This window comes from Marinobacterium lacunae (genome assembly GCF_000705555.1).
Classification (GTDB): domain Bacteria; phylum Pseudomonadota; class Gammaproteobacteria; order Pseudomonadales; family Balneatricaceae; genus Marinobacterium_D; species Marinobacterium_D lacunae.
The window spans coordinates 122,858-140,916 of the sequence record NZ_JMQN01000040.1 but is presented as its reverse complement, the minus strand read 5'-3'; the positions used below and the strand labels follow the sequence as shown (position 1 = coordinate 140,916).

General features: G+C 55.1%; 16 protein-coding genes, 1 tRNA gene and 1 pseudogene. 7 read left to right on the top strand and 11 right to left on the bottom strand.

Translation table 11 applies throughout. From position 1 onward, the window contains the following. Positions 1 to 383: 383 nt before the first annotated feature. Both folD and ADIMK_RS13220 read left to right on the top strand, forming a co-directional pair. On the top strand, positions 384 to 1,283 hold the full coding sequence (gene folD / locus ADIMK_RS13225) for a bifunctional methylenetetrahydrofolate dehydrogenase/methenyltetrahydrofolate cyclohydrolase FolD (RefSeq protein ID WP_051692972.1): 900 nt from the start codon (positions 384 to 386) through the stop codon (positions 1,281 to 1,283). A gap of 98 nt (positions 1,284 to 1,381) precedes the next feature. Beyond that, positions 1,382 to 3,580, top strand: coding sequence for a sensor domain-containing diguanylate cyclase (locus ADIMK_RS13220; protein WP_036188969.1), 2,199 nt, complete (start codon positions 1,382 to 1,384; stop codon positions 3,578 to 3,580). A gap of 9 nt (positions 3,581 to 3,589) precedes the next feature. Here the strand turns inward: ADIMK_RS13220 and ADIMK_RS13215 are convergent, their stop codons facing one another. After that, entirely contained in the window at positions 3,590 to 4,450 is an 861-nt protein-coding gene (locus tag ADIMK_RS13215; RefSeq protein WP_036188965.1) for an SPFH domain-containing protein, read from the bottom strand. A gap of 40 nt (positions 4,451 to 4,490) precedes the next feature. Beyond that, positions 4,491 to 4,943 carry an NfeD family protein gene (locus tag ADIMK_RS13210; protein WP_036188963.1) on the bottom strand — a complete coding sequence of 151 codons (453 nt, stop codon included), beginning with the start codon at positions 4,941 to 4,943 and terminating at the stop codon, positions 4,491 to 4,493. A gap of 353 nt (positions 4,944 to 5,296) precedes the next feature. Here ADIMK_RS13210 and ADIMK_RS21410 point away from each other — a divergent pair, with 353 nt between their 5' ends. Then, positions 5,297 to 6,265: a GTP-binding protein gene (locus ADIMK_RS21410; protein ID WP_051692937.1), complete on the top strand. Its 969-nt coding sequence runs from the start codon at positions 5,297 to 5,299 to the stop codon at positions 6,263 to 6,265. Next, a complete protein-coding gene (locus ADIMK_RS13200) occupies positions 6,258 to 6,599 on the top strand; it encodes a hypothetical protein (protein ID WP_036188960.1) in 342 nt (113 codons plus the stop codon). The genes ADIMK_RS21410 and ADIMK_RS13200 overlap by 8 nt, the downstream gene beginning before the upstream one ends. A 49-nt stretch (positions 6,600 to 6,648) precedes the next feature. On the opposite strand, the gene ADIMK_RS13195 is transcribed toward ADIMK_RS13200, so the two are convergent. Beyond that, entirely contained in the window at positions 6,649 to 7,209 is a 561-nt protein-coding gene (locus ADIMK_RS13195) for a hypothetical protein (protein ID WP_036189497.1), read from the bottom strand. 375 nt (positions 7,210 to 7,584) lie between these two features. Here ADIMK_RS13195 and ADIMK_RS13190 point away from each other — a divergent pair, with 375 nt between their 5' ends. Both ADIMK_RS13190 and ADIMK_RS13185 read left to right on the top strand, forming a co-directional pair. Further along, positions 7,585 to 10,464: a bifunctional diguanylate cyclase/phosphodiesterase gene (locus ADIMK_RS13190; RefSeq protein ID WP_036188957.1), complete on the top strand. Its 2,880-nt coding sequence runs from the start codon at positions 7,585 to 7,587 to the stop codon at positions 10,462 to 10,464. A gap of 24 nt (positions 10,465 to 10,488) precedes the next feature. After that, positions 10,489 to 11,724, top strand: coding sequence for a DUF3422 domain-containing protein (locus ADIMK_RS13185; RefSeq protein WP_036188955.1), 1,236 nt, complete (start codon positions 10,489 to 10,491; stop codon positions 11,722 to 11,724). Positions 11,725 to 11,757: 33 nt separating this feature from the next. On the opposite strand, the gene corA is transcribed toward ADIMK_RS13185, so the two are convergent. Further along, complete coding sequence (corA, locus tag ADIMK_RS13180; protein ID WP_036188952.1) at positions 11,758 to 12,714, bottom strand: magnesium/cobalt transporter CorA; 957 nt, start codon at positions 12,712 to 12,714, stop codon at positions 11,758 to 11,760. Between the two features lie 13 nt (positions 12,715 to 12,727). After that, positions 12,728 to 13,708 carry a calcium/sodium antiporter gene (locus ADIMK_RS13175; RefSeq protein WP_036188949.1) on the bottom strand — a complete coding sequence of 327 codons (981 nt, stop codon included), beginning with the start codon at positions 13,706 to 13,708 and terminating at the stop codon, positions 12,728 to 12,730. A gap of 286 nt (positions 13,709 to 13,994) precedes the next feature. Between ADIMK_RS13175 and ADIMK_RS13170 the strand changes: the two genes are divergently transcribed. Next, a tRNA-Ser gene (locus ADIMK_RS13170) sits at positions 13,995 to 14,082 on the top strand. Between the two features lie 313 nt (positions 14,083 to 14,395). Here ADIMK_RS13170 and ADIMK_RS21980 read toward each other — a convergent pair. The 6 genes and pseudogenes from ADIMK_RS21980 to ADIMK_RS13140 all read right to left on the bottom strand — a co-directional run bounded on the left by ADIMK_RS21980 (position 14,396) and on the right by ADIMK_RS13140 (position 17,904). Next, the gene (locus ADIMK_RS21980; RefSeq protein ID WP_156042917.1) at positions 14,396 to 14,659 is read right to left on the bottom strand and encodes a hypothetical protein; all 264 of its coding nucleotides are present in this window, start codon (positions 14,657 to 14,659) and stop codon (positions 14,396 to 14,398) included. A 217-nt stretch (positions 14,660 to 14,876) separates the two neighbouring features. Next, positions 14,877 to 15,623, bottom strand: coding sequence for a siderophore-interacting protein (locus tag ADIMK_RS13160; protein WP_036188944.1), 747 nt, complete (start codon positions 15,621 to 15,623; stop codon positions 14,877 to 14,879). Then, on the bottom strand, positions 15,620 to 16,108 hold the full coding sequence (locus ADIMK_RS13155) for a MarR family winged helix-turn-helix transcriptional regulator (RefSeq protein ID WP_051692935.1): 489 nt from the start codon (positions 16,106 to 16,108) through the stop codon (positions 15,620 to 15,622). Before ADIMK_RS13155 ends, ADIMK_RS13160 begins: the two co-directional genes overlap by 4 nt. A gap of 61 nt (positions 16,109 to 16,169) precedes the next feature. Further along, positions 16,170 to 16,439: a hypothetical protein gene (locus ADIMK_RS13150; protein ID WP_036188942.1), complete on the bottom strand. Its 270-nt coding sequence runs from the start codon at positions 16,437 to 16,439 to the stop codon at positions 16,170 to 16,172. Between the two features lie 72 nt (positions 16,440 to 16,511). After that, positions 16,512 to 16,817: pseudogene (locus tag ADIMK_RS13145) on the bottom strand (IS30 family transposase); the annotation flags it as partial. A 151-nt stretch (positions 16,818 to 16,968) separates the two neighbouring features. Further along, positions 16,969 to 17,904, bottom strand: coding sequence for a LysR family transcriptional regulator (locus ADIMK_RS13140; RefSeq protein ID WP_036188937.1), 936 nt, complete (start codon positions 17,902 to 17,904; stop codon positions 16,969 to 16,971). Positions 17,905 to 18,059 lie beyond the last annotated feature (155 nt).

Sequence of the window (18,059 nt, the reverse complement as noted above, 5' to 3'; positions counted from 1 at the left end):
CGAAACATTCATGATTGAAGCCGTCAAACAGGTTACGGAACAAGATCTTGCCGATTGCACTGAGCTATCTTGGATTGCCCGGCCATTCGGAAAAGGCCGATGATTATAATACAGTACCTGTTCCCGCTGACATCCGTATCGCTGAAAACCGAGCGTGTGAGGACACGGACCTGCAAGATTAGCTCCGGTCAGTAACCTGCGCACCAGGAGAGCATCTATTCAGATGCTCTCTTTCCACTCAATTTCATTTGAAACTGGTGACAACATACACCGACATCCTCGGTTATCGTTACTGACCGCTCCGACAAGGGTGCGGGGAGGCGTCTGACACTGTAAAATTGCGCGCCATCTATATTGCCGGGATCGAACGGCAGAATTTACTTATGGTGCGAAGCAGGCGCTTCGAGGAGAAAGGTGTGAGCGAAACAGCCGACAAACGTATCGATGGCAAGGCCGTGGCCGCAAATCTGCGCAAAGAGATTGCCGAAAAGGTTAAACAGCGTCGTGAAAAGGGCCTGCCAGCACCGGGCCTGGCCGTGGTGCTGGTCGGCGAAGATCCGGCATCTCAGGTATATGTCGGCAGCAAGGTGCGTGCTTGTGAAGAGGTCGGCTTTCTCTCCCGCAACTATCGCCTTGATGCCTCCACCGCTGAAGCCGAGTTGCTGGCATTGATCGACGAGCTCAACGCCGATCCTGAAATCCACGGTATCCTTGTTCAGCTGCCGCTCCCCAAGCAGATCGATGTTCAGTCGGTGATTGAACGCATTAACCCGAAAAAAGATGTGGATGGGTTCCATCCCTATAACCTCGGTCGTCTGGCCGGCAAAGCGCCGACGCTGCGCCCGTGCACACCTTATGGTTGTATGCGCCTTCTTGAAGCCTACGGTATCGATCCGATGGGCAAGAACGCCGTCGTCATCGGCGCGTCCAACATTGTTGGTCGTCCGGTAGCACTTGAGCTGCTGATGGCGCGTGCGACGGTGACAGTATGTCACTCCAAGACCAAAGACCTGCCGGGTGAGCTGGCGCGCGCGGATATTGTGATTGCCGCAGTGGGCATCCCCAACTTCGTCAAGGGCGAATGGCTCAAGCCCGGTGCGGTTGTCATCGATGTGGGCATCAACCGCCTGGAAACCGGCAAACTGGTTGGGGATGTAGACTTCGAATCGGCGTATGAAAAAGCGTCGGCTATTACGCCAGTACCGGGCGGCGTTGGTCCCATGACTATCGCGTGTCTGTTGCAGAATACGCTGGAAGCGTGCGAAGCGATCGAAAACGCCTGATCCAACCACTGACGCTGATGGTTTAGCTGGGCAAGGCGAACCGTCAGCGTTAGTATCGTTTAGAATCGTCCCATGCGCCGAGCAGCGAGAATACGGAGATGTCTGAACGGTCTGAACACACCCCACACAGGACCGAGCCGCTAAATCGGCCGGATACCGAGCTGGAGGTCACAGTCGAGGAGCTGGATCAGCTGCTCGCGCTGCAGCAGGAGATGTTTCGTCTGGTGGCGGAGAACTGCCACTACATGGCGATTATCGACCGCACCTGCGAAATGGCTCAGGCACTTCTGCCCAACTCAATCGCCAGCGTCATGCTGCTGGATAATGCCAGCGGCGAACTCAATGTTCTTTCTGCGCCGTCTGTCCCTAAAGAGGGTGTTGAAGCTCTGTGCGGTCTGCGTCCGGGGCCCGGTGGTGGCTCTTGCGGAAACGCGGTGTATCGGAATGAGCCGATGTTCGTGACCGATACTTTTACCGACAGTCGTTGGCAGGATCTGCGTCAACTGGCCTACGATTTCAACTTGTGTGCCTGTTGGTCCATGCCGATTCGCAATGCCGATCAGAAGCCGATCGGATCATTCGCGCTCTCATCCTTCGAGCATCGTCAGCCGTCATCGTTTCACAAGCGCTTACTTGAGGTGGGGGCGTCGCTTATCAGCATGCTGCTGGTAAGAGAGGAGCAGGCACGGGCGTTGAAGGTTAACACCGAGCGTCTGGAGCTCTTTGCCACGGCGTTGAATAGCTCGTCGGAGGGTGTCATCGTAACCGACAGGGCTAATCGCATCATTGAAGTGAACCCTGCATTTGAAGCCATTACCGGCTACAGCGCCTCGGAAGTGTTAGGACAAACTCCGAAGCTTTTGGCCTCGGGCCTTCACGATGCGGCGTTTTATCACCAGTTGTGGGGTGAACTGTTAAGCCATGACCGCTGGAGCGGTGAGGTGACCAACCGGCGCAAGGATGGCTCGTTACTGACTCAGTGGCTGACGGTCAACACCGTGAGGGACCGTCATGGCGTTGTCTCCAATTACGTCGCGGTCTTTACCGATCTCAGTGAGCTTAAAAGCGAGCGTGAAGGGCGAATCCGGGCACTGGAGTATGACGCGCTGACAGGACTGCCCAATACGGCCAAGCTGAAGCTTCAGCTGGAGGAGGGTGGCAACGAGCAATCGTTGCTGTTGATGAACCTGAACAACTTCAGCTACATCAATACTGCGTATGGCGTCGATATTGGCGATCAACTGCTTACCGCTGTTGCACGAGCGCTTGTAGCACTTGATATACAGGGCGAGCTGTTTCGAATAGATGCCGATCAGTTTGCTCTGCATTTCCCAGCCCTAATTGACCTTGATCTACAGATTCTGCGTATTCAGCAGCATTTCCTGTGTAACGAAGTAGACGTTGACCAGCTCTGCTTTACGCTGACATTCAACTTCGGTGGCGTAAGTGGCGGTCGCGATTTGATGCGCAGGGCATTGTCGGCACTGAAAACTGCACGTTCGAAGGGCAAGAACCGATCACACCTCTACGATAGTCAGCGTGACGAATTGAAACCCAAGCGTCGGCTCGACTTTACGCATTGGAATGGCTGGCTGCACGAGGCGTTCAGAAAGGGCGGCATCGTGCCTTGGTATCAGGGAATACGGAACAATCACACAGGGCGTATCGACAGTTTTGAAGTGCTGGCGCGTCTTGAGCGGGACGGGGCGATTCACTCGCCGGCCGAGTTTATCCCCGTTGCCCAGTTGTCGGGTCTGTTGCCGATGCTGACACGCGAGATCATCGCCGGAAGCTTTGCCTGCATGGCGTCATCCGATGTCAGCTTTACACTCAATATCACCAGTGAAGATCTGGATCTTGGCTATCTGGCCGATCATCTTGACGAGATAGCCCGCTATTACGGTATTGACCGCTCCAGAGTGATTCTGGAGATCCATGAAGGTGTGAGTAGCGGCGCGACGCGTGAGCATCTGCCCCAGTTGCAGGATCTCAAACGGCGGGGCTATCGGCTGGCGATTGACGATTTCGGCACGGAATATTCAAATTTCGAGCGTATTCTTGAGCTGGATGTGGATTACATCAAGATTGATGCGCGTTATATCCGCAATATCGATACTGACAAGCGCAGCTACGAAATTACCCGTTCAATCGTTTACTTTGCGCGCAATGCGGGTATCAAAACGGTGGCGGAGTTTGTGCACTCACAAGGGGTGCAGGCGGTGGTGGAGTCGCTGGGGATCGATTATTCGCAGGGTTATCTGTTCAGTGAGCCCTCAGCCGAGCCACAGGCCGGCTGAGGCTGTTTCTCAGCGGCCAAAACCACCCATGATAGACCGTACAGTGGCGGGAATATCGCCCGGCAGTACGACCATCTTGCTGTTGTCCGATGTGGACATATCCTTCATGGCATCGATATAGCGCTCACCGAGCAGGAACATGACCGGCAACTCATTTTGCTGAATGGCTGAAGTGACCTTCTCGATGGCGGTCTGACTGGCTTCGGCCAGTACTATTTTGGCTTCAGCATCGCGGCGGGAGGCTTCCAGCCGTCCTTCGGCCTCAAGGATAGCGGCGGCCTTTTCACCATCGGCACGGGTGACAGTTGCACGACGACCACGCTCGGCAGCGGCCTGCTCTTCCATCGCTTTCTGCATGGTTTCCGACGGGTTGATATCCTGAATCTCGACAGTTTTGAGGGTGATGCCCCAGTCAGCAATGTCATCAGAGATAGCCGCTTTCAGTTTGGCCTTGATCGCATCGCGGTTGGACAGGGCGTCATCAAGGTCCATTTCGCCAATGATCGAACGCAACGAGGTCTGCACAAGGTTCTGGATTGCAATACTGTAGTCCTCAACACCGTATACAGCCTTCTCCGGCGAGACGATATTGATATAGGCCACGGCGTTGGCGATGATCACGGCGTTGTCACGCGTAATAACTTCCTGCGACGGGATGTCGAGCACGATATCCTTGGTTGTGACCTTGTAGGCCACGGCATCAATATAGGGGAATATAAAGTTGAGACCCGGCCCGAGTGTGCGGTGATACTTGCCAAGGCGTTGCACCACGAATTTGCTGCCCTGTGGCACCGTTTTGACGCCGAGTGCGACGGTAACGATGACCAGCACCAGGAAGACGAAGGCCATTACCAATCCATCGATAAACATGAGCGGTTCTCCTTGCTTTAAGTAGCAGACAGTATGTTATTCAGCGTTTTTCCACGATGAGCGTATTGCCGGACAGCTCCAGCACGAATACACGGTCACCCAGATGAACCGGGTCCGCGCAGATGAACTCCCATTCGTCGTCTCCCATCAAAGGAGTGGAAAAACGAACGATGCCACGTTGGTTTTCCTCGGGCGCTTTTATGACCTGTCCGGACTCGCCGCGGATCGCCTCGCGTGCAATCCCTGCCTTGGTGCGGTCAACCATCAGGGGACGGAAAAGGCGGAACCAGAGCAGTGTGAACGCCATTGAAGAGAGCGCCCAGATCAGTAGCTGCCAGCCCAATGACAGGTCTATCGAGAGTGCCAGCAGCGTGGCGATAACGAAGGCACCCAAGCCAAACCAGAAAATGGTAAAGCTCGGTACCACCAGTTCTGCCAGAATCAGCACCATGCCGAACACGATCCAGTGCCAGTATTGAATTGCGAACTCCATTCCATCTCCTCGGGGGTACGTGGTGCACTTGGTGAGCGGAATCATCGGCTACCGGTGGTTAAAGGTCAAATTACTGCTTTATGAACTGAGGGGCGTGATCTAGGATGGAGAGTCAAAGCGGTGCCAAATCCCCTCATACAGGGATGGGCTCCCATCAGGGAGAACTCCAGCGGCATTAAAGGAATAATTGATCTCGCTCTACTCTTTACCTGTTCAGGAACAAGATGCTTCCTAACCGGGTTGAAACTTAAACGTTTTACGCTAAGAATCGACGCAGCGCTAAACGGCTGTTTCATGCAGTATATGAATCGATCGGCACGGCGCTCCCGGGCCGGACGCGAAAGAGGATTACCATGGCTGATTACAAAATATTGTTTACCGGCTCGGTTTGTTCGGGAAAGACCACGGCGATTAAGTCTCTCAGTGAGATCGAGACTGTGGATACCGACGCCAAGGTCAGCGACTCGGTGATTCGGCGAAAACAGAGAACCACTATTGCGATGGACTACGGTGTTCTGGAACTGACGGACACCGCAAAGCTTCACCTGTACGGTACGCCGGGGCAGGAGCGCTTCAGGTTCATGTGGCAGCTGATGATGAGTGACCTCGTGGCTGATGCCGAGGCCCTGATCCTGCTGGTGGACAATACCCGTACTGATCCGTTCAAGGATATTCGTTTTTACGTTGAGGAGTTTCGCGATTACCTGGTCAAGCGCCGATTGGTGATCGCGGTGACTCACGCCGATGTGCGGGCGAACCCCGATTACAACTATTACATGAACGAGCTCAAGCGCATGGGCTTGTTTACCACCGTCTTGTTTATCGATGCCCGTGACCCTGCCGATGTGCTGAAGCTGGTGAAAGAGGTGGTTGGCAGACGTGAAAAGACGGTCGATTGGCAGGCGTTGGCTGAGAAGCTGTCAGGCAATAGCACAGTGCCCGAGGCGGTCGCAGTGCCTGAAGAAGTCGCCGACAGCGGAGCGAAACCGGTGTCGCTGATCGACGCGGCAATCAACACACGCGGTATTACTGGCGCCATGCATCTGGGCGCAGACCGCAAGGTACTCAGTTCCAATGTGGCCAGTATGCAGAGTCAGGCGTTGCTCAAGGCGATGGTGAATCTGGTATCGGCGCTGGAACAGAAAGCCGCATTCTTGGGTAACATCGACAGTTTCATGCTCTGTGGAGAAGAGCAGGAGACGCTGTCGGTGTTCGTCGAGGAAGAGCAGGCCTTGGGTATGTGTTCTGACAAGGGTTTGAGTCTGACTGTGGTCAAGCAACAGGCGGCTGATTTGCTGCAATGGAGTCGTGATAATGATTGAGTTACTCGAAGCCGTGGATGAGCTCGATTTTATCGAAGGGTGCTGCTTGATGCAGGCCGATCAGGTTGTGTTTTCCACGTTCCCGGCTGAGCGTCGTAACCATGAAACGATCGCCAAGAAGGCGTTCAACTACGTGTTTCAAAATGCGGCCAAGTTACGCTCGGCACATGACGAGGCGCATCTGGAGATCGGCGAGAAGCGGGTCAGCGGATTCCTGCTGGAGGGAAATCAGATCCTGATCTGTCTATCTTCAAAACACACCAATATCGTCAATGTTCGCAACAACGTGCGAGAGTTGCACAGCGGGCTTCAGCAGCAAGCTCAAATCGTATAAACAGCAACGAGCGCCTGCCTTGAGGAGGCGCCCTTGACTGTAAAGTCGGTTAAACCGGGCCGCGGGCTGTAAGTTTCACCTCGACGGTGCGTTCCAGCGCTTCCTCAAGACTGACCTGATCGCCCTTGGCTTTGTAGCCTTTCATCTCGTTGTACAGCGTCACCAGCTTGTCGCCGGCAGACTGGCCTTTGAAATCACTCTTTTCCAGCGCCAGCTCGTCAATCGCCGCATTCCACGGTATACCCTCGTCCAGCGGAATCAGAAAAAAGCGTTTGCCAAGCGCATCGAGAATCAGTGGCGTGTCGATATTGCGCGCGAAAATCATGGCGCAAAGGTTGTCGGCCAGATCCTTACCGTACTTTTCCAGCAGCGGCTCCAGCGTCGCCAGTTCGTTGAGAAGGCCAACCATCAGGGTAATCTGCTCATTCTCTTCCAGCAGCACCGCGCCTAGCAATAACGATACGGGTGGCTTGCGGCGCCCCTGGGCATCTGCAATCTCCCCCTCCTGTACAACCAATTCGCCACGATAGGCGACTCCGCCACTGCTGGTTTTCTCAATAAAGTTGGTGTTGAAGAGCAAAGCCTGATCATCATAGGTATTCAACAGCATCGTCATCGTCCTCATTCAAAATATGAGGTGATAAAGCAAGAATCTCGCCTTCCAATACTGTTCTTAAAAGTACTTTAAAATCAGGTGGGTAGATTTTTTTGATGTCGTACTACAATGCAGTGGCAGCGTGGTTTTGTCATGTTTGCCACAACAATGGCGGGTATCCTCTAGGGTTTTATGCGCAAAGACCGATGTATAAGTCTTGAGTTGTGGCATCATCAGACGACACATAACATGCTAGATTGATCTCAGGTTTTAGTGTTTAGGCGTTTAGGCGTTTAGGCGTTTAGGCGTTACGGGATTCTGTAAGCCGGACATGGATTGCTGAACAGTAGCAGTAGGTGTGGTGAGCGAGCCACAGTAAAAGGACAGCCCATGCGTATGAATATCGACGCGCCCAAATATATTCGTTACCAAACCTGGGGGTTGACGCTTACTGTTACCGTCATGGCTCTGGTCACGATCGCCTTTACTCTGGGCAGTGCCTATTACGACAACCTCAAACGCCTGTCCGAGATTGAATCCGATATCGAACAGCAGCAGCGCACAGCGCTGAAGAGTGAGATGGACTCGGCAGTGTCCGAGATCCGCTTTATTTACGGACAGGCCGAACGGCTGCTGATGGACGGGGCCAGAGATCAGGTCAATCAGGCTTGGCAGATTGCCGATACCATTTATCAACAGGAACATCTTCTCAAGGGCGAGAGTAAACGTTCGGTGGCGGGCCTGATAAAAGAGGCACTGCGCGATATCCGTTTTTTTGATGGGCGAGGGTATTACTTTATAGGTGATACGCAGGGCGAGATGATATTGCTTCCGCCCAGCCCTGATATGGAGGGGCGCTCGTTCTGGGATAGCGTTGATGACCGGGGCACCTATACCGCCAGGGACACTATCAAAGTGGCGCTTGAAAACGCGGCGGGAGGTTATGCGCGTTATCGCTGGTACGTGCCGGGCTATCCAGACGAGATGAAGGAGAAAGTCGTTTACGCGCGCTTGTTCGAACCGCTTGGGTGGGTGATTGGTACTGGCGACTATGTTTTTCACTTCGAAGATCAGCTGAAAGAGCGTGCACTTGAGCGTCTGGCCAATAGGCGCTTTGGTGACGGCGGGTATTTTGCGGTTTTGACCGCTGAGGGCAGGTTATTACTGAGTCCGGGTTTACCCGAGCTTGAGGGCAAGCATTTTTCCGAGATGGACCCAGCCTATGGCGAGGCGGTGCAGAACATTCTGGCGCAGACAAGCGCCGAAGGGAACTTTGCGCGCTACAAATGGTTTAAGCCGGGCAGCACGCTGAAGGAAGCCAAGTTATCGCTGGTACGCAGCGTGCCGGAGCTTGATTGGGTTCTGATCGTAGGTACCTATCGGTCCAGCTGGAATGAATCGATTGCGGCACAACGTCAGATCTATCGGGAAGACCTGCATAAGCAGGTATTAGCTGCTATTCCCCTGTTGGGGTTGGTAGCGTTTGTCGGGTTCGTGTTGGCCTATGTGCTATCGCGCTGGCTCTCCGGACTGTTTGGCGCTTATCAAGGCAATATCAAGAGCCAACAGGAGGCGCTACAGGAAAATGCCACCCAGCTCGGTATAGCTGCCAAGGTGTTTGAAGCCTCAAATGAGGGGATGCTGGTAGCAGATGGTTTTGATCGGGTATTGAAGGTCAACTCTGCTTTTACGTTCCTGACCGGTTATGATCTGGCTGATTTAGAGGGTGGTACGGCTGCAACCCTTTTTGAGGGTGTGGACGGCCCCGGTTTTGACGAGCTTAGGGCAAAATTGGAGACCGAGGGCTTCTGGGAGGGCGAAGTGCAGAACCGGCACAAGGATGGCTATCGGTTCCCGGCCTGGATGTCGATGACGTTGGCTCAGAATGTAGAAAACGACAGCGTCAATCTGGTAATGACCCTTGAGGATATCTCCGAGCGCAAACAGCAGGAAGCACAGCTGAGGCAGCTCAAGGAGTATGATTCGCTGACCAATCTGCCCAACCGTCAACTGCTCAGTGACCGTGCCGAACAGCAGCTGGCTGCCTGTAAGCGCAAGGGAGAGCAGCTGGCTGTCATGTTCATCGATCTCGACCGCTTCAAGAACGTCAACGACTCCCTGGGCCATGAGGCAGGGGATGCGCTGCTTAAGGTTGCCGCGCGTCGTATTGCCTATTCTGTACGCCCAACTGACACCGTTAGCCGCATTGGTGGCGATGAATTCGTGATATTGCTCTCAGATTATGGCACCGCCGAGTCCTTGGCCGAAATGGCGGGGCGTTTACAGCGTGTGTTGTCAAAACGTACAGATATTGAAGGTTGCGAATTGGCGGTGACCGCCAGCATCGGTATTGCAGTGTACCCCTACGATGGACTCGATTTTCCTCAGCTGTGCCGGAATGCAGATACCGCACTTTACCATGCCAAGGCTAATGGTCGGGATGGGTATCAGTTCTACACCGAGGATATGAACCGACAGGTACATGAACGCCTGACGCTGGAAAACGCGCTTCGCGAAGCGCTGCCCAGAGGTGAGCTTGAGCTCTACTACCAACCCCAGTGGGATCTGGAGCAGGGGGGGCTGGTGGGATTTGAGGCGCTAATCCGCTGGAACCGACCGGGGATCGGCCAGGTTCGCCCCGATCACTTCATACCGCTGGCCGAGGAAACCGGACTGATTCAGCGCATCGGTGGTTGGGTACTGGAGGAAGCCTGTCGACAGCAGCGGGTCTGGGAGGAGCGATATAGCGCAGGGCTTTGCATGGCGATTAACCTGTCGGCTTTGCAGTTCAATGAGGGATTGCCCGAACAGGTGCGTCGGATACTGGATCAAACGGGGGTTGATCCATCCCGGATTGAACTTGAGATTACCGAAAGTCTGCTGATGCAGGACCCCGATGCCAGTGCGGGACTGCTGTGCGCGTTACGCAAGCTTGGCATCAGCGTGGCGCTGGATGACTTCGGCACCGGATACTCCTCGTTGGCTTATCTGAAAAAGCTGCCGCTGGACACGCTGAAGATCGACAAGGTCTTTACCGATGGGGTACCGGGTAACGATCATGATGAAGCGATCGTGAAATCGATTATCGACATGGCCTCGCATCTTGGGTTATCGACTGTTGCTGAGGGCATCGAGTCCGATGAGCAACGACGCTTCATGGCTGAGGCCGGATGTACCCTCGGTCAGGGATATTTCTACTTGCCGCCGATACCGGCTTCTCAGGTAGAGACAGAGCTGCTTGATTTAGGGCATTATGCGACTAAAGTCTAAGGCTTCCAGAGGAACAAGCCCGTCATGAGGACTCACCCGTTACGCCAGCAGGTGATTAGTGAAGTACATGCCAGACCTTTTCAGAAACTCTATTCGCCGCTTTCGCTGATCCATATCGGCGTGGTCATCGATGAGCAGACAAAGCTCAGCGATGTGCAACGCGAGGTGGTGAATATCGCTCACGAGATGGGGTTGTTCGACGCGCCGCTCTCATCCTTCTTTTTCTGTCGAAACGATGCCTGTGCATTGCGTTTTGAAGCGCATAACGAGTTTTACACACTTACCGCCTACCGTTTTGGTAGCACCGAATTGCCCTCGGGATTTCAGTCACGCATCGCCAGTCTTCAGGGCGCCTTTCTGTGTGGTTGTGAGGTGATATGCTCCTCTGACGTCGAGAATGTGGATACCTGGGTGCGCAGCCAGTTCGATCATCAGATTGTCGGCTCTGAGTTGATGGGGGGGTATGCAAAGGTCTGGACAGATTTTCATCACCGCCGTGACAGTGGCCTGACGCGCATCCTGGTCCAGGATATGTCTCTGGCTTCTTATCAGCGCGGGAGACTGCTACAGCGGCTCTGTGAGATCGAGGTATACCGCCATATGGCACTGCTCGCGTTGCCTGAAGCGTTACGGGCTATGCCGCGCATTACCCACCTGGATCAGACACTGGCGCGCTTGAGTGCGCGGATGTCAACGGAACCTGCGGCAGACCTGCTCGATGAACTAACCAGTCTTGCGTCCAGCGTGGAGGCGCTGGCCGCCACCACGGCCAACCGTTTTTCCGCGACCGAAGCTTATTTCGCGCTGCTTGATAAGCGGATAGAAGAGCTCCGTGAAACCCGTATCGAAGGTTTGCAGACCATTGCCCAGTTCATGGAGCGACGGGCCGATCCTGCGCGCCTGACCTGTCAGTCAGCCGGTTTGAGGATCGAGAAGCTCTCAAAGCGTATCGCCCGGACCAGTCAGATGATCCGTTCGCAGGTGGATCTGTCGACAGAACAGCAGATGCGCGATCTGTTAACCACGCTCAGTGGCCGGGCACGTTCTCAGTTACGCTTGCAGGCCAAGTTGGAAAGTTTCACCGTCATCGTCGTTACCTATTATGCCTTTGACCTGATCGAGCGCTCACTGAGAAACACCATTCAGGTCGAGCATATGCTCGATACCGCGTTGTATATTCTAAGTGGCTTGGTGCCGCTGATTGCGTTGGTGCTCTGGCTGTATATTCGTCGCATGCTAAAAGGGATCGAAGACGAGTAGCCGCCGCAAAATCGGCAGAAGCAAAAGGGTGGCTTAGAGCCACCCTTTGCGTTTGAAATACCAGTAAGGTGCGATGCCGGATAACACCATCAGGCCCAGCGCCCAGGGATACCCCAGCATCCACTTGAGTTCGGGCATCTGTTCGAAGTTCATGCCATAGATGCTGGCTACAAGCGTTGGCGGCAGGAACACCACTGCGGCGATGGAGAAGGTCTTGATAATCTGGTTCTGCTGGATATTGATAAAGCCCAGCGCCGCGTCCATCAGGAAGTTGATCTTCTCGAACATGAAGGTGGCGTGGGACATCAGGGTATCCAGGTCGCGCAGAATCTCGCGGCAGCTTTCCTGCTCTTCCGGGTTCTGGCGAATGTGCCTTAACAGGAAGGATATCGAGCGCTGGGTATCCATCAACACCAGACGCATCTTGCCGTTACTGTCCTCCAGCCGCGCGAGCTTGTCCAGAGACTCCTCCATCTCGCCGCTGACCCGGTTCTCCAATACCAGTGAGCTGACGCTCTCCAGGTTTCGGTGCAGGTCCTCGAGCTGGTCGGCCAGGTTGTCCACCTTCTGATCGAACAGCGTGGTCAACACCTGCAGTGGTGTTGCCGCTTCGACCCAGCCTCTGCGGACACGCAGGCGCATCAAGCGAAAGTCCGCCAGCTCCACGTCACGGATGCTGAGCAGGCGGTCCGGCTTCAGCGTGAAGGCAACGGTCGAGGTGTGGTGGCGCCCCTCGGACTGATAGAGAAACAGCGAGTGGACATGAATATCCTGCCCCTCGATAAAGTAGCGCGAGCTGGATTCGATCTCCTCTACCTCATGCGCCTCCGGCAGGCTCTCCGGATAGAGCGATTCGATCAGCCAGCGCTCCTCGCTGCTGGGCTCCTGCAGGTCGATCCAGCCCACCTCACGCAGCGTCTCCGCGGCATTGTGGTGTTCCAGCTCGCACTCGCTCAGACGCCCGTCGGCGATCGAAAATGCTCTCATCATCCTGTTGGTCTCTTCAGCCGGTTACCGTGCTGACGACGGTATACACAAGATAACCGGCATAGCTCGCATAGACCAGGGTCAGTATCCCGCCCTCAAGCCGGTTGATATGGCCGGCCTTGCGGATGCCGTAGCCGAGGATGAACAGCGAGAAGGTCAACGCCGCCATCACCATCCAGTCGCGATACAGCACCTCGGGCTCGACCGCCATCGGTTGGATGGCACCGGCGATGCCGATCACGGCCAGAGTGTTGAACAGGTTGGAGCCGATCACGTTGCCCAGCGCCAGGTCGTGCTCGTTTTTGCGTACGGCCACGATGGAGGAGGCCAGCTCCGGCAACGAGGTGCCGATCGCCACCACGGTGAGGCCGATGATCAGGTCGCTGACGCCGAGCGCGGTGGCGATCTCCACCGCACCCCAGACCAGGATGCGTGAACTGGCTACCAGCAGGATCAGGCCGCCAACCAGCCAGAGCAGGGCGATCTTCAACGGCATCAGCCCATCCTCCAGCTCATGGGCAAAGTCATCGCCCAGCGCATCGCCACGCTGTTTCAAGCCAAGCCAGATCGACCAGCCCATGGTGGCGAAGAAAACCAGCAGCAGTACTGCAGCGTCCAGTCTGGAGATGTGGCCGTCGAGCAGTTGATAACCGGATAGCAGGGTGACGCCGGCGAGAATCGGCAGCTCCTTGCGCAGAATCTGGGAGTGTACCGCGATAGGGCATAGCAGCGCGGTGATACCCAGAATCAACGCGATATTGGTTATGTTGGAACCATAGCCGTTACCCAATGCCAGGCCCGGGTTGCCTTGGGCAGAGGCCAGTGCCGACACGACCATCTCCGGCGCCGAGGTGCCGAATCCGATAATCACCATGCCGATCAGCAGCGTCGGCATGCCCAGATGACGCGCGGTTGCTGCAGCGCCATCGACAAAACGATCGGCGCTCCAGACCAAAAGCGCCAAACCCGCAATCACGGCAAGAATTGCCAGTAACATCTATCCACTCCCGGAATATGACAAGAAACTCAGCGCGCTACTATACCAGTTCGGTTGAAATAGCTCAGGGGGAAAGCGGCGCTTGGTGTACGATTTTTTCGAGCCTGTAGTCAGCTTAAATCGAACCACGCGCCTGATATCGCGGGGTCTGGAGCAGGGTGGTAGATACTGTGAATTCATAACCTGAGTGAAAGTTGTCAGTCCGGGCTTGTTCTTTCAAATCAGTCTGATAGAATGCGCACCCACTTGAGACGGTGACCTGTATTGCCGGATTCAAGTGTAGAGTGGTCAGGTGTCCGAGTGGCCGAAGGAGCACGCCTGGAAAGTGTGTATGTCGAAAGGCATCGAGGGTTCGAATCCCTCCCTGACCGCCATCCTATAATTTTCCTTGTTTTTCAATGAGTTACGGTGACAAAGTCGACGCAATGTTGACACCGATGTTGACACCGAATCAGCACTCAAAGATTCCCTTACAAGCGATTACAGCCCTATGCCGTTTAGTCCGACACAGGGCCTCGTCAAGTCAGCCTTTCGCTTCTCTCTCGCTCTGCTCTAAGGGCCACTTCAGCGCCAAGCACTCAACGTAAACGCTCGGAGTCATCCGGTGATACGCAGCCGCTCTACACAGCTCCTTGTATGCTCGTCGCGGGAGCTTGAAGGTTCTCTCTTCCAGCACTGGGCGCTTGCTCACGCTGTAGGCTCGTCGAAGGACTCAGGGTCATACGCATAGGAGTAGCTGTCCTCTTCGGCCTCCTGTGCCAGTATCGGATTAAACGGATAGCCGCCGATCAGGTCCACTTGTGACAGGATGTGCTCTCGCTCAGATTCCGCAAGCTCTCCAAGCCATTCGTCACGATGAACATGGGGGAGGGCTTGGACTATGCAGCGCTCTGCCGATGTAAGCGCTCGGACGTTTGGTGAGGTGCGGAACAGGTCATCTTCTAAGGACACAAGAAGATCTGCTGCGAGTGCGGCAATGTAGACTTCATGACAGATCAGATCTTCCTGGGGTTCTACCGATCTAGCCCAGGGAGGGTGAGAACCCTCGACAGGGTTCGAGTAGAGCGCAGCGAAACAGCGCCGGAGCCTGTGCGTCGAAATCAGCTGCTTCACGAGTGCCGTGGCGTATAAAAATGGGCGGTATGGGTTGTCGCCCCCAAAAGAGTTTCTAGCAAGCCTCTGCCTGCTTTATTGCCTTATGCTCCTCCTCTTTCATGCCAAGCTTCCAATAGCTGGAAATATATAGGTTGTCGCGCGTCAAATCGGGATGGGGGCGAAAGTGATCCCGCAATGCGCGCATGCTGGAAAATTCGCATGCGCACCAGACCGACGGGCGTCCTTTAAGCCAAGATAGTTGCTGCACCTTGTCTAGCAGGAGGGAGTCGTACATGCCCGGATGCGGATTAACCAGCCAATGGAGCTCCATGTTCACTGGGGCCTTGAGTGTTTGGATATCGTCGGCGTCTATCACTTCGATCACCACATGACCCTGAGCATCTTCGGGTAAGCGCTCCAGATTGGCACTAATGGCGGGTAGCGCTGTCATGTCGCCGACGAAGAGGAACCAGTCGGCGCTATGGTCGACCATTTTCGTCGGTCCAGGTCCGCCGACCAGTATGCTGTCACCAGGCTGGGAGGCCATCGCCCAGGACGAGGCAGGGCCAGCATCTTTGTGAATGACGAAGTCGATATCGATCTCGCGCCCTTTATTCGATTCGCGATCTGCACGGACAGTGTAAGTGCGTACAACGGGGTGGTCTGAGCCGGGTCGAGGCAACATCAGTTTGACGTAGGCGCTTGCCTGATCAGTGGGAAAGTCGCCCATGCCTTTACCGCCGAGAGTCAGGCGTAGCATATGGGGCGACAGTTGCTGTTTGTAAAGCAATGTGAGTTCGCGCGGTGCGGGTCTGTTCATAATTTTTCCTGTGGAACTGATTTGCTGGACTGACGGCGCCCGTCTGGTTCGCCGAGGTTAGCCGTCATGGTGTCACCCAGCCGGATGAACGTTGTCAGTTCTTCATTGCTTAAACCGGCCGCCATGCGCTGGCTTGCCCGTCGTTCCGCCATCCGGATCCGTTCTAGCATCGTTTCGCCTTGATGAGTCACTGTCAGGAGCTGGCTACGTCCATCATCGGGGTTGCTTTGCTTCTCGATCAGCTCGGCGCTCAGAAGGTCCTTTACCAGCCGGGCAATTTGCGCCTTATCTCGCTCTAAGCGGATGGCGATCGCCTGTGCCGTGCAAGGAGCACCCGTCGAAGCTTGAAAGTGATGTATCAACTTCAGGGTCCGGATATGGGCGATCGCCAGCTCTATGCCAATGTCACGATACGCTTCGCGCATGGCGCGCTTGTAAGCATGCAGCAGGCGATGTAGGGCTTCGCCTATAGGTGTTTCGATCATCTTACTTCGTTGCTATATGGTTGATTTTGTCAACTATGTCCTACATGGATGATACTGTCAACTACTTAGAGAGAGTGTTGGCGCAGTGGAAGTTAATTTCAATGGTAAGTCGGCGTACGGAAGTACTGTGATGGATGCTGTCGTAAACCGCTGAAACAGACTTAAAGTCGAGCGCGATGTCCAGTTTGGGCTGGATTAATACAATACGATCGCCCGGGAGTTGCGGCGCAACACCGCCGCCCAAGAGTACATTGCGGATACCGCCGATCAGATGGCGTTGCGAAGAAAGCGGTCCGCAGTCAAAGCCGGTAAACAGGATGCCCAGCAGCATCGGATCATCAGGGAAAGGCTGTTGCTGGGGTGTTCGCCGGACGCGAATTCAACTCCGAAGTGCGACACCCGCCTATGCAGCCTGAAGGCATTCTTGGAACACGATTTCAGGCTGCCTGAACCCGAGGCACTTGCGCTGTTTCAGGTTTAAGCTCTTCTCGGCACGCCGTACATCCTCATCCGTGATCAGGTTCAGATCCATGCCTTTCGGGATGAACTGCCGCAGCAGGCCGTTAAAATTCTCGTTCAGCCCACGCTCCCATGACGAATACGGATGGGCAAAGTAAAACTCCGCGTCCAACGCTTTGGCGATAGCCTTGTGCTCGACGAACTCGCTGCCATTGTCCGCCGTGATCGTATGTACATGGTCGCCATAGGGAGCGACCAGTACCGAGTACCGGAGGGTCTTTTTGATGTGATCGAAGACGCATATCGAGACCTGTTCGGTGACGATGAGGATGGTGAGGCAACCGACCGTTGAGTGGTTGCTTTAAGTTCATCCAACCAACTCCGGGTTGAGTGATGTGAACTTAACTCGGCTGGCTACCGGTCTCCGTTGTGCCTGTCAGCGAGCAGGCGATGGACTGAACGGTGCTTCTGAGCCATTTGTGCGCCGGATCTTCATCGAGATAGTGTGGCCAAACCATGACCTCGACCACGGGCTGCATGTCGAATGGTGCCTCCAGCAGTTTGACAGGAAAGCGCTGCGCCATCTGCTCCGCCAGGCGGCGGTGCAGGGTCACGATGCGGTCGGTGCCCATGACCAGCAGGGGGGCGGCGCTGAAATGATCCACCGTACACTCTATACGGCGCTGGCGGCCGAAGCGCGGTAGAAACCATTCCTCGAATGCAAGACTGCTCTCGTCTCCCAGCCGAATGGCGATGTGTCCCCGGTCCAGATATTGCTCCATGGTCAGCTCATCGATGTCGGCATCCTGGCACATCATGCATACCTGGTCGTCACGCATAAGTTCGACCTGTGGATGCTGAAGCCGGCTCGCATACTGCTCCGGTATGAAGAGCAGATCGATCGCGCCCCTTTCAAACGCCTCCATCAGATCGTTAGGCAAGCTGGAGAGATCCAGCCGCAATCCGGGGGTGCTTTTTGCCAGGCTGCGCACCGCGCGAGCAACCAGAACCTCCACCATGTAGTCCGAGGCGGCGATAGAGAAGTCGCGTGACATGGTGGCCGGGTCGAAGTTCGGCCGCAGGGCTATCGTAGCGCGAGCCCGCATCAGGGTGTCGCGCACCGGCGCCGCCAGGCTTTGGGCAAGCGGCGTAAGTTCCATGCGCCGACCTACCGGGACAAGCAGATTGTCGCCGAAATAGTCTCTCAGTCGACCGAGCGCTGCACTGGTGGCCGATTGGCCGATATGCAGGCGTTCGCTTGCACGCGTCACGTTGCGCTCCTCCAACAAAATGTCGAGCACGATCAGCAGGTTCAAATCGAATCGGTCCAGACGCACGCTGCCTCTCCTGAATTTTCGGCTTAGGTATTAATTCTATCGTTGGATGGCATAAATACAATCTGTTTCATCGGTGGGAGCGCGAGCGGTAATTTCTACCCATACCGTCAATGACGGTGTAATCAGGATGCATACGGGTTCAACCGTGATCCGCA

What these genes read in the sequence shown, in the direction of transcription:
- ADIMK_RS13210 (WP_036188963.1), bottom strand. Translation starts at nt 4,943, where the DNA reads ATGGAGTTCGCAATTCAATACTGGCACTGGATCGTGTTCGGCATGGTG.
- ADIMK_RS13215 (WP_036188965.1), bottom strand. Translation starts at nt 4,450, where the DNA reads ATGTTTATCGATGGATTGGTAATGGCCTTCGTCTTCCTGGTGCTGGTC.
- ADIMK_RS13185 (WP_036188955.1), top strand. Translation starts at nt 10,489, where the DNA reads ATGAGGACTCACCCGTTACGCCAGCAGGTGATTAGTGAAGTACATGCC.
- folD (WP_051692972.1), top strand. Translation starts at nt 384, where the DNA reads ATGGTGCGAAGCAGGCGCTTCGAGGAGAAAGGTGTGAGCGAAACAGCC.
- ADIMK_RS13200 (WP_036188960.1), top strand. Translation starts at nt 6,258, where the DNA reads ATGATTGAGTTACTCGAAGCCGTGGATGAGCTCGATTTTATCGAAGGG.
- ADIMK_RS13160 (WP_036188944.1), bottom strand. Translation starts at nt 15,623, where the DNA reads ATGAACAGACCCGCACCGCGCGAACTCACATTGCTTTACAAACAGCAA.
- ADIMK_RS13190 (WP_036188957.1), top strand. Translation starts at nt 7,585, where the DNA reads ATGCGTATGAATATCGACGCGCCCAAATATATTCGTTACCAAACCTGG.
- ADIMK_RS13155 (WP_051692935.1), bottom strand. Translation starts at nt 16,108, where the DNA reads ATGATCGAAACACCTATAGGCGAAGCCCTACATCGCCTGCTGCATGCT.
- ADIMK_RS13150 (WP_036188942.1), bottom strand. Translation starts at nt 16,439, where the DNA reads ATGCTGCTGGGCATCCTGTTTACCGGCTTTGACTGCGGACCGCTTTCT.
- ADIMK_RS13195 (WP_036189497.1), bottom strand. Translation starts at nt 7,209, where the DNA reads ATGCTGTTGAATACCTATGATGATCAGGCTTTGCTCTTCAACACCAAC.
- corA (WP_036188952.1), bottom strand. Translation starts at nt 12,714, where the DNA reads ATGATGAGAGCATTTTCGATCGCCGACGGGCGTCTGAGCGAGTGCGAG.
- ADIMK_RS13220 (WP_036188969.1), top strand. Translation starts at nt 1,382, where the DNA reads ATGTCTGAACGGTCTGAACACACCCCACACAGGACCGAGCCGCTAAAT.
- ADIMK_RS13175 (WP_036188949.1), bottom strand. Translation starts at nt 13,708, where the DNA reads ATGTTACTGGCAATTCTTGCCGTGATTGCGGGTTTGGCGCTTTTGGTC.
- ADIMK_RS21410 (WP_051692937.1), top strand. Translation starts at nt 5,297, where the DNA reads ATGGCTGATTACAAAATATTGTTTACCGGCTCGGTTTGTTCGGGAAAG.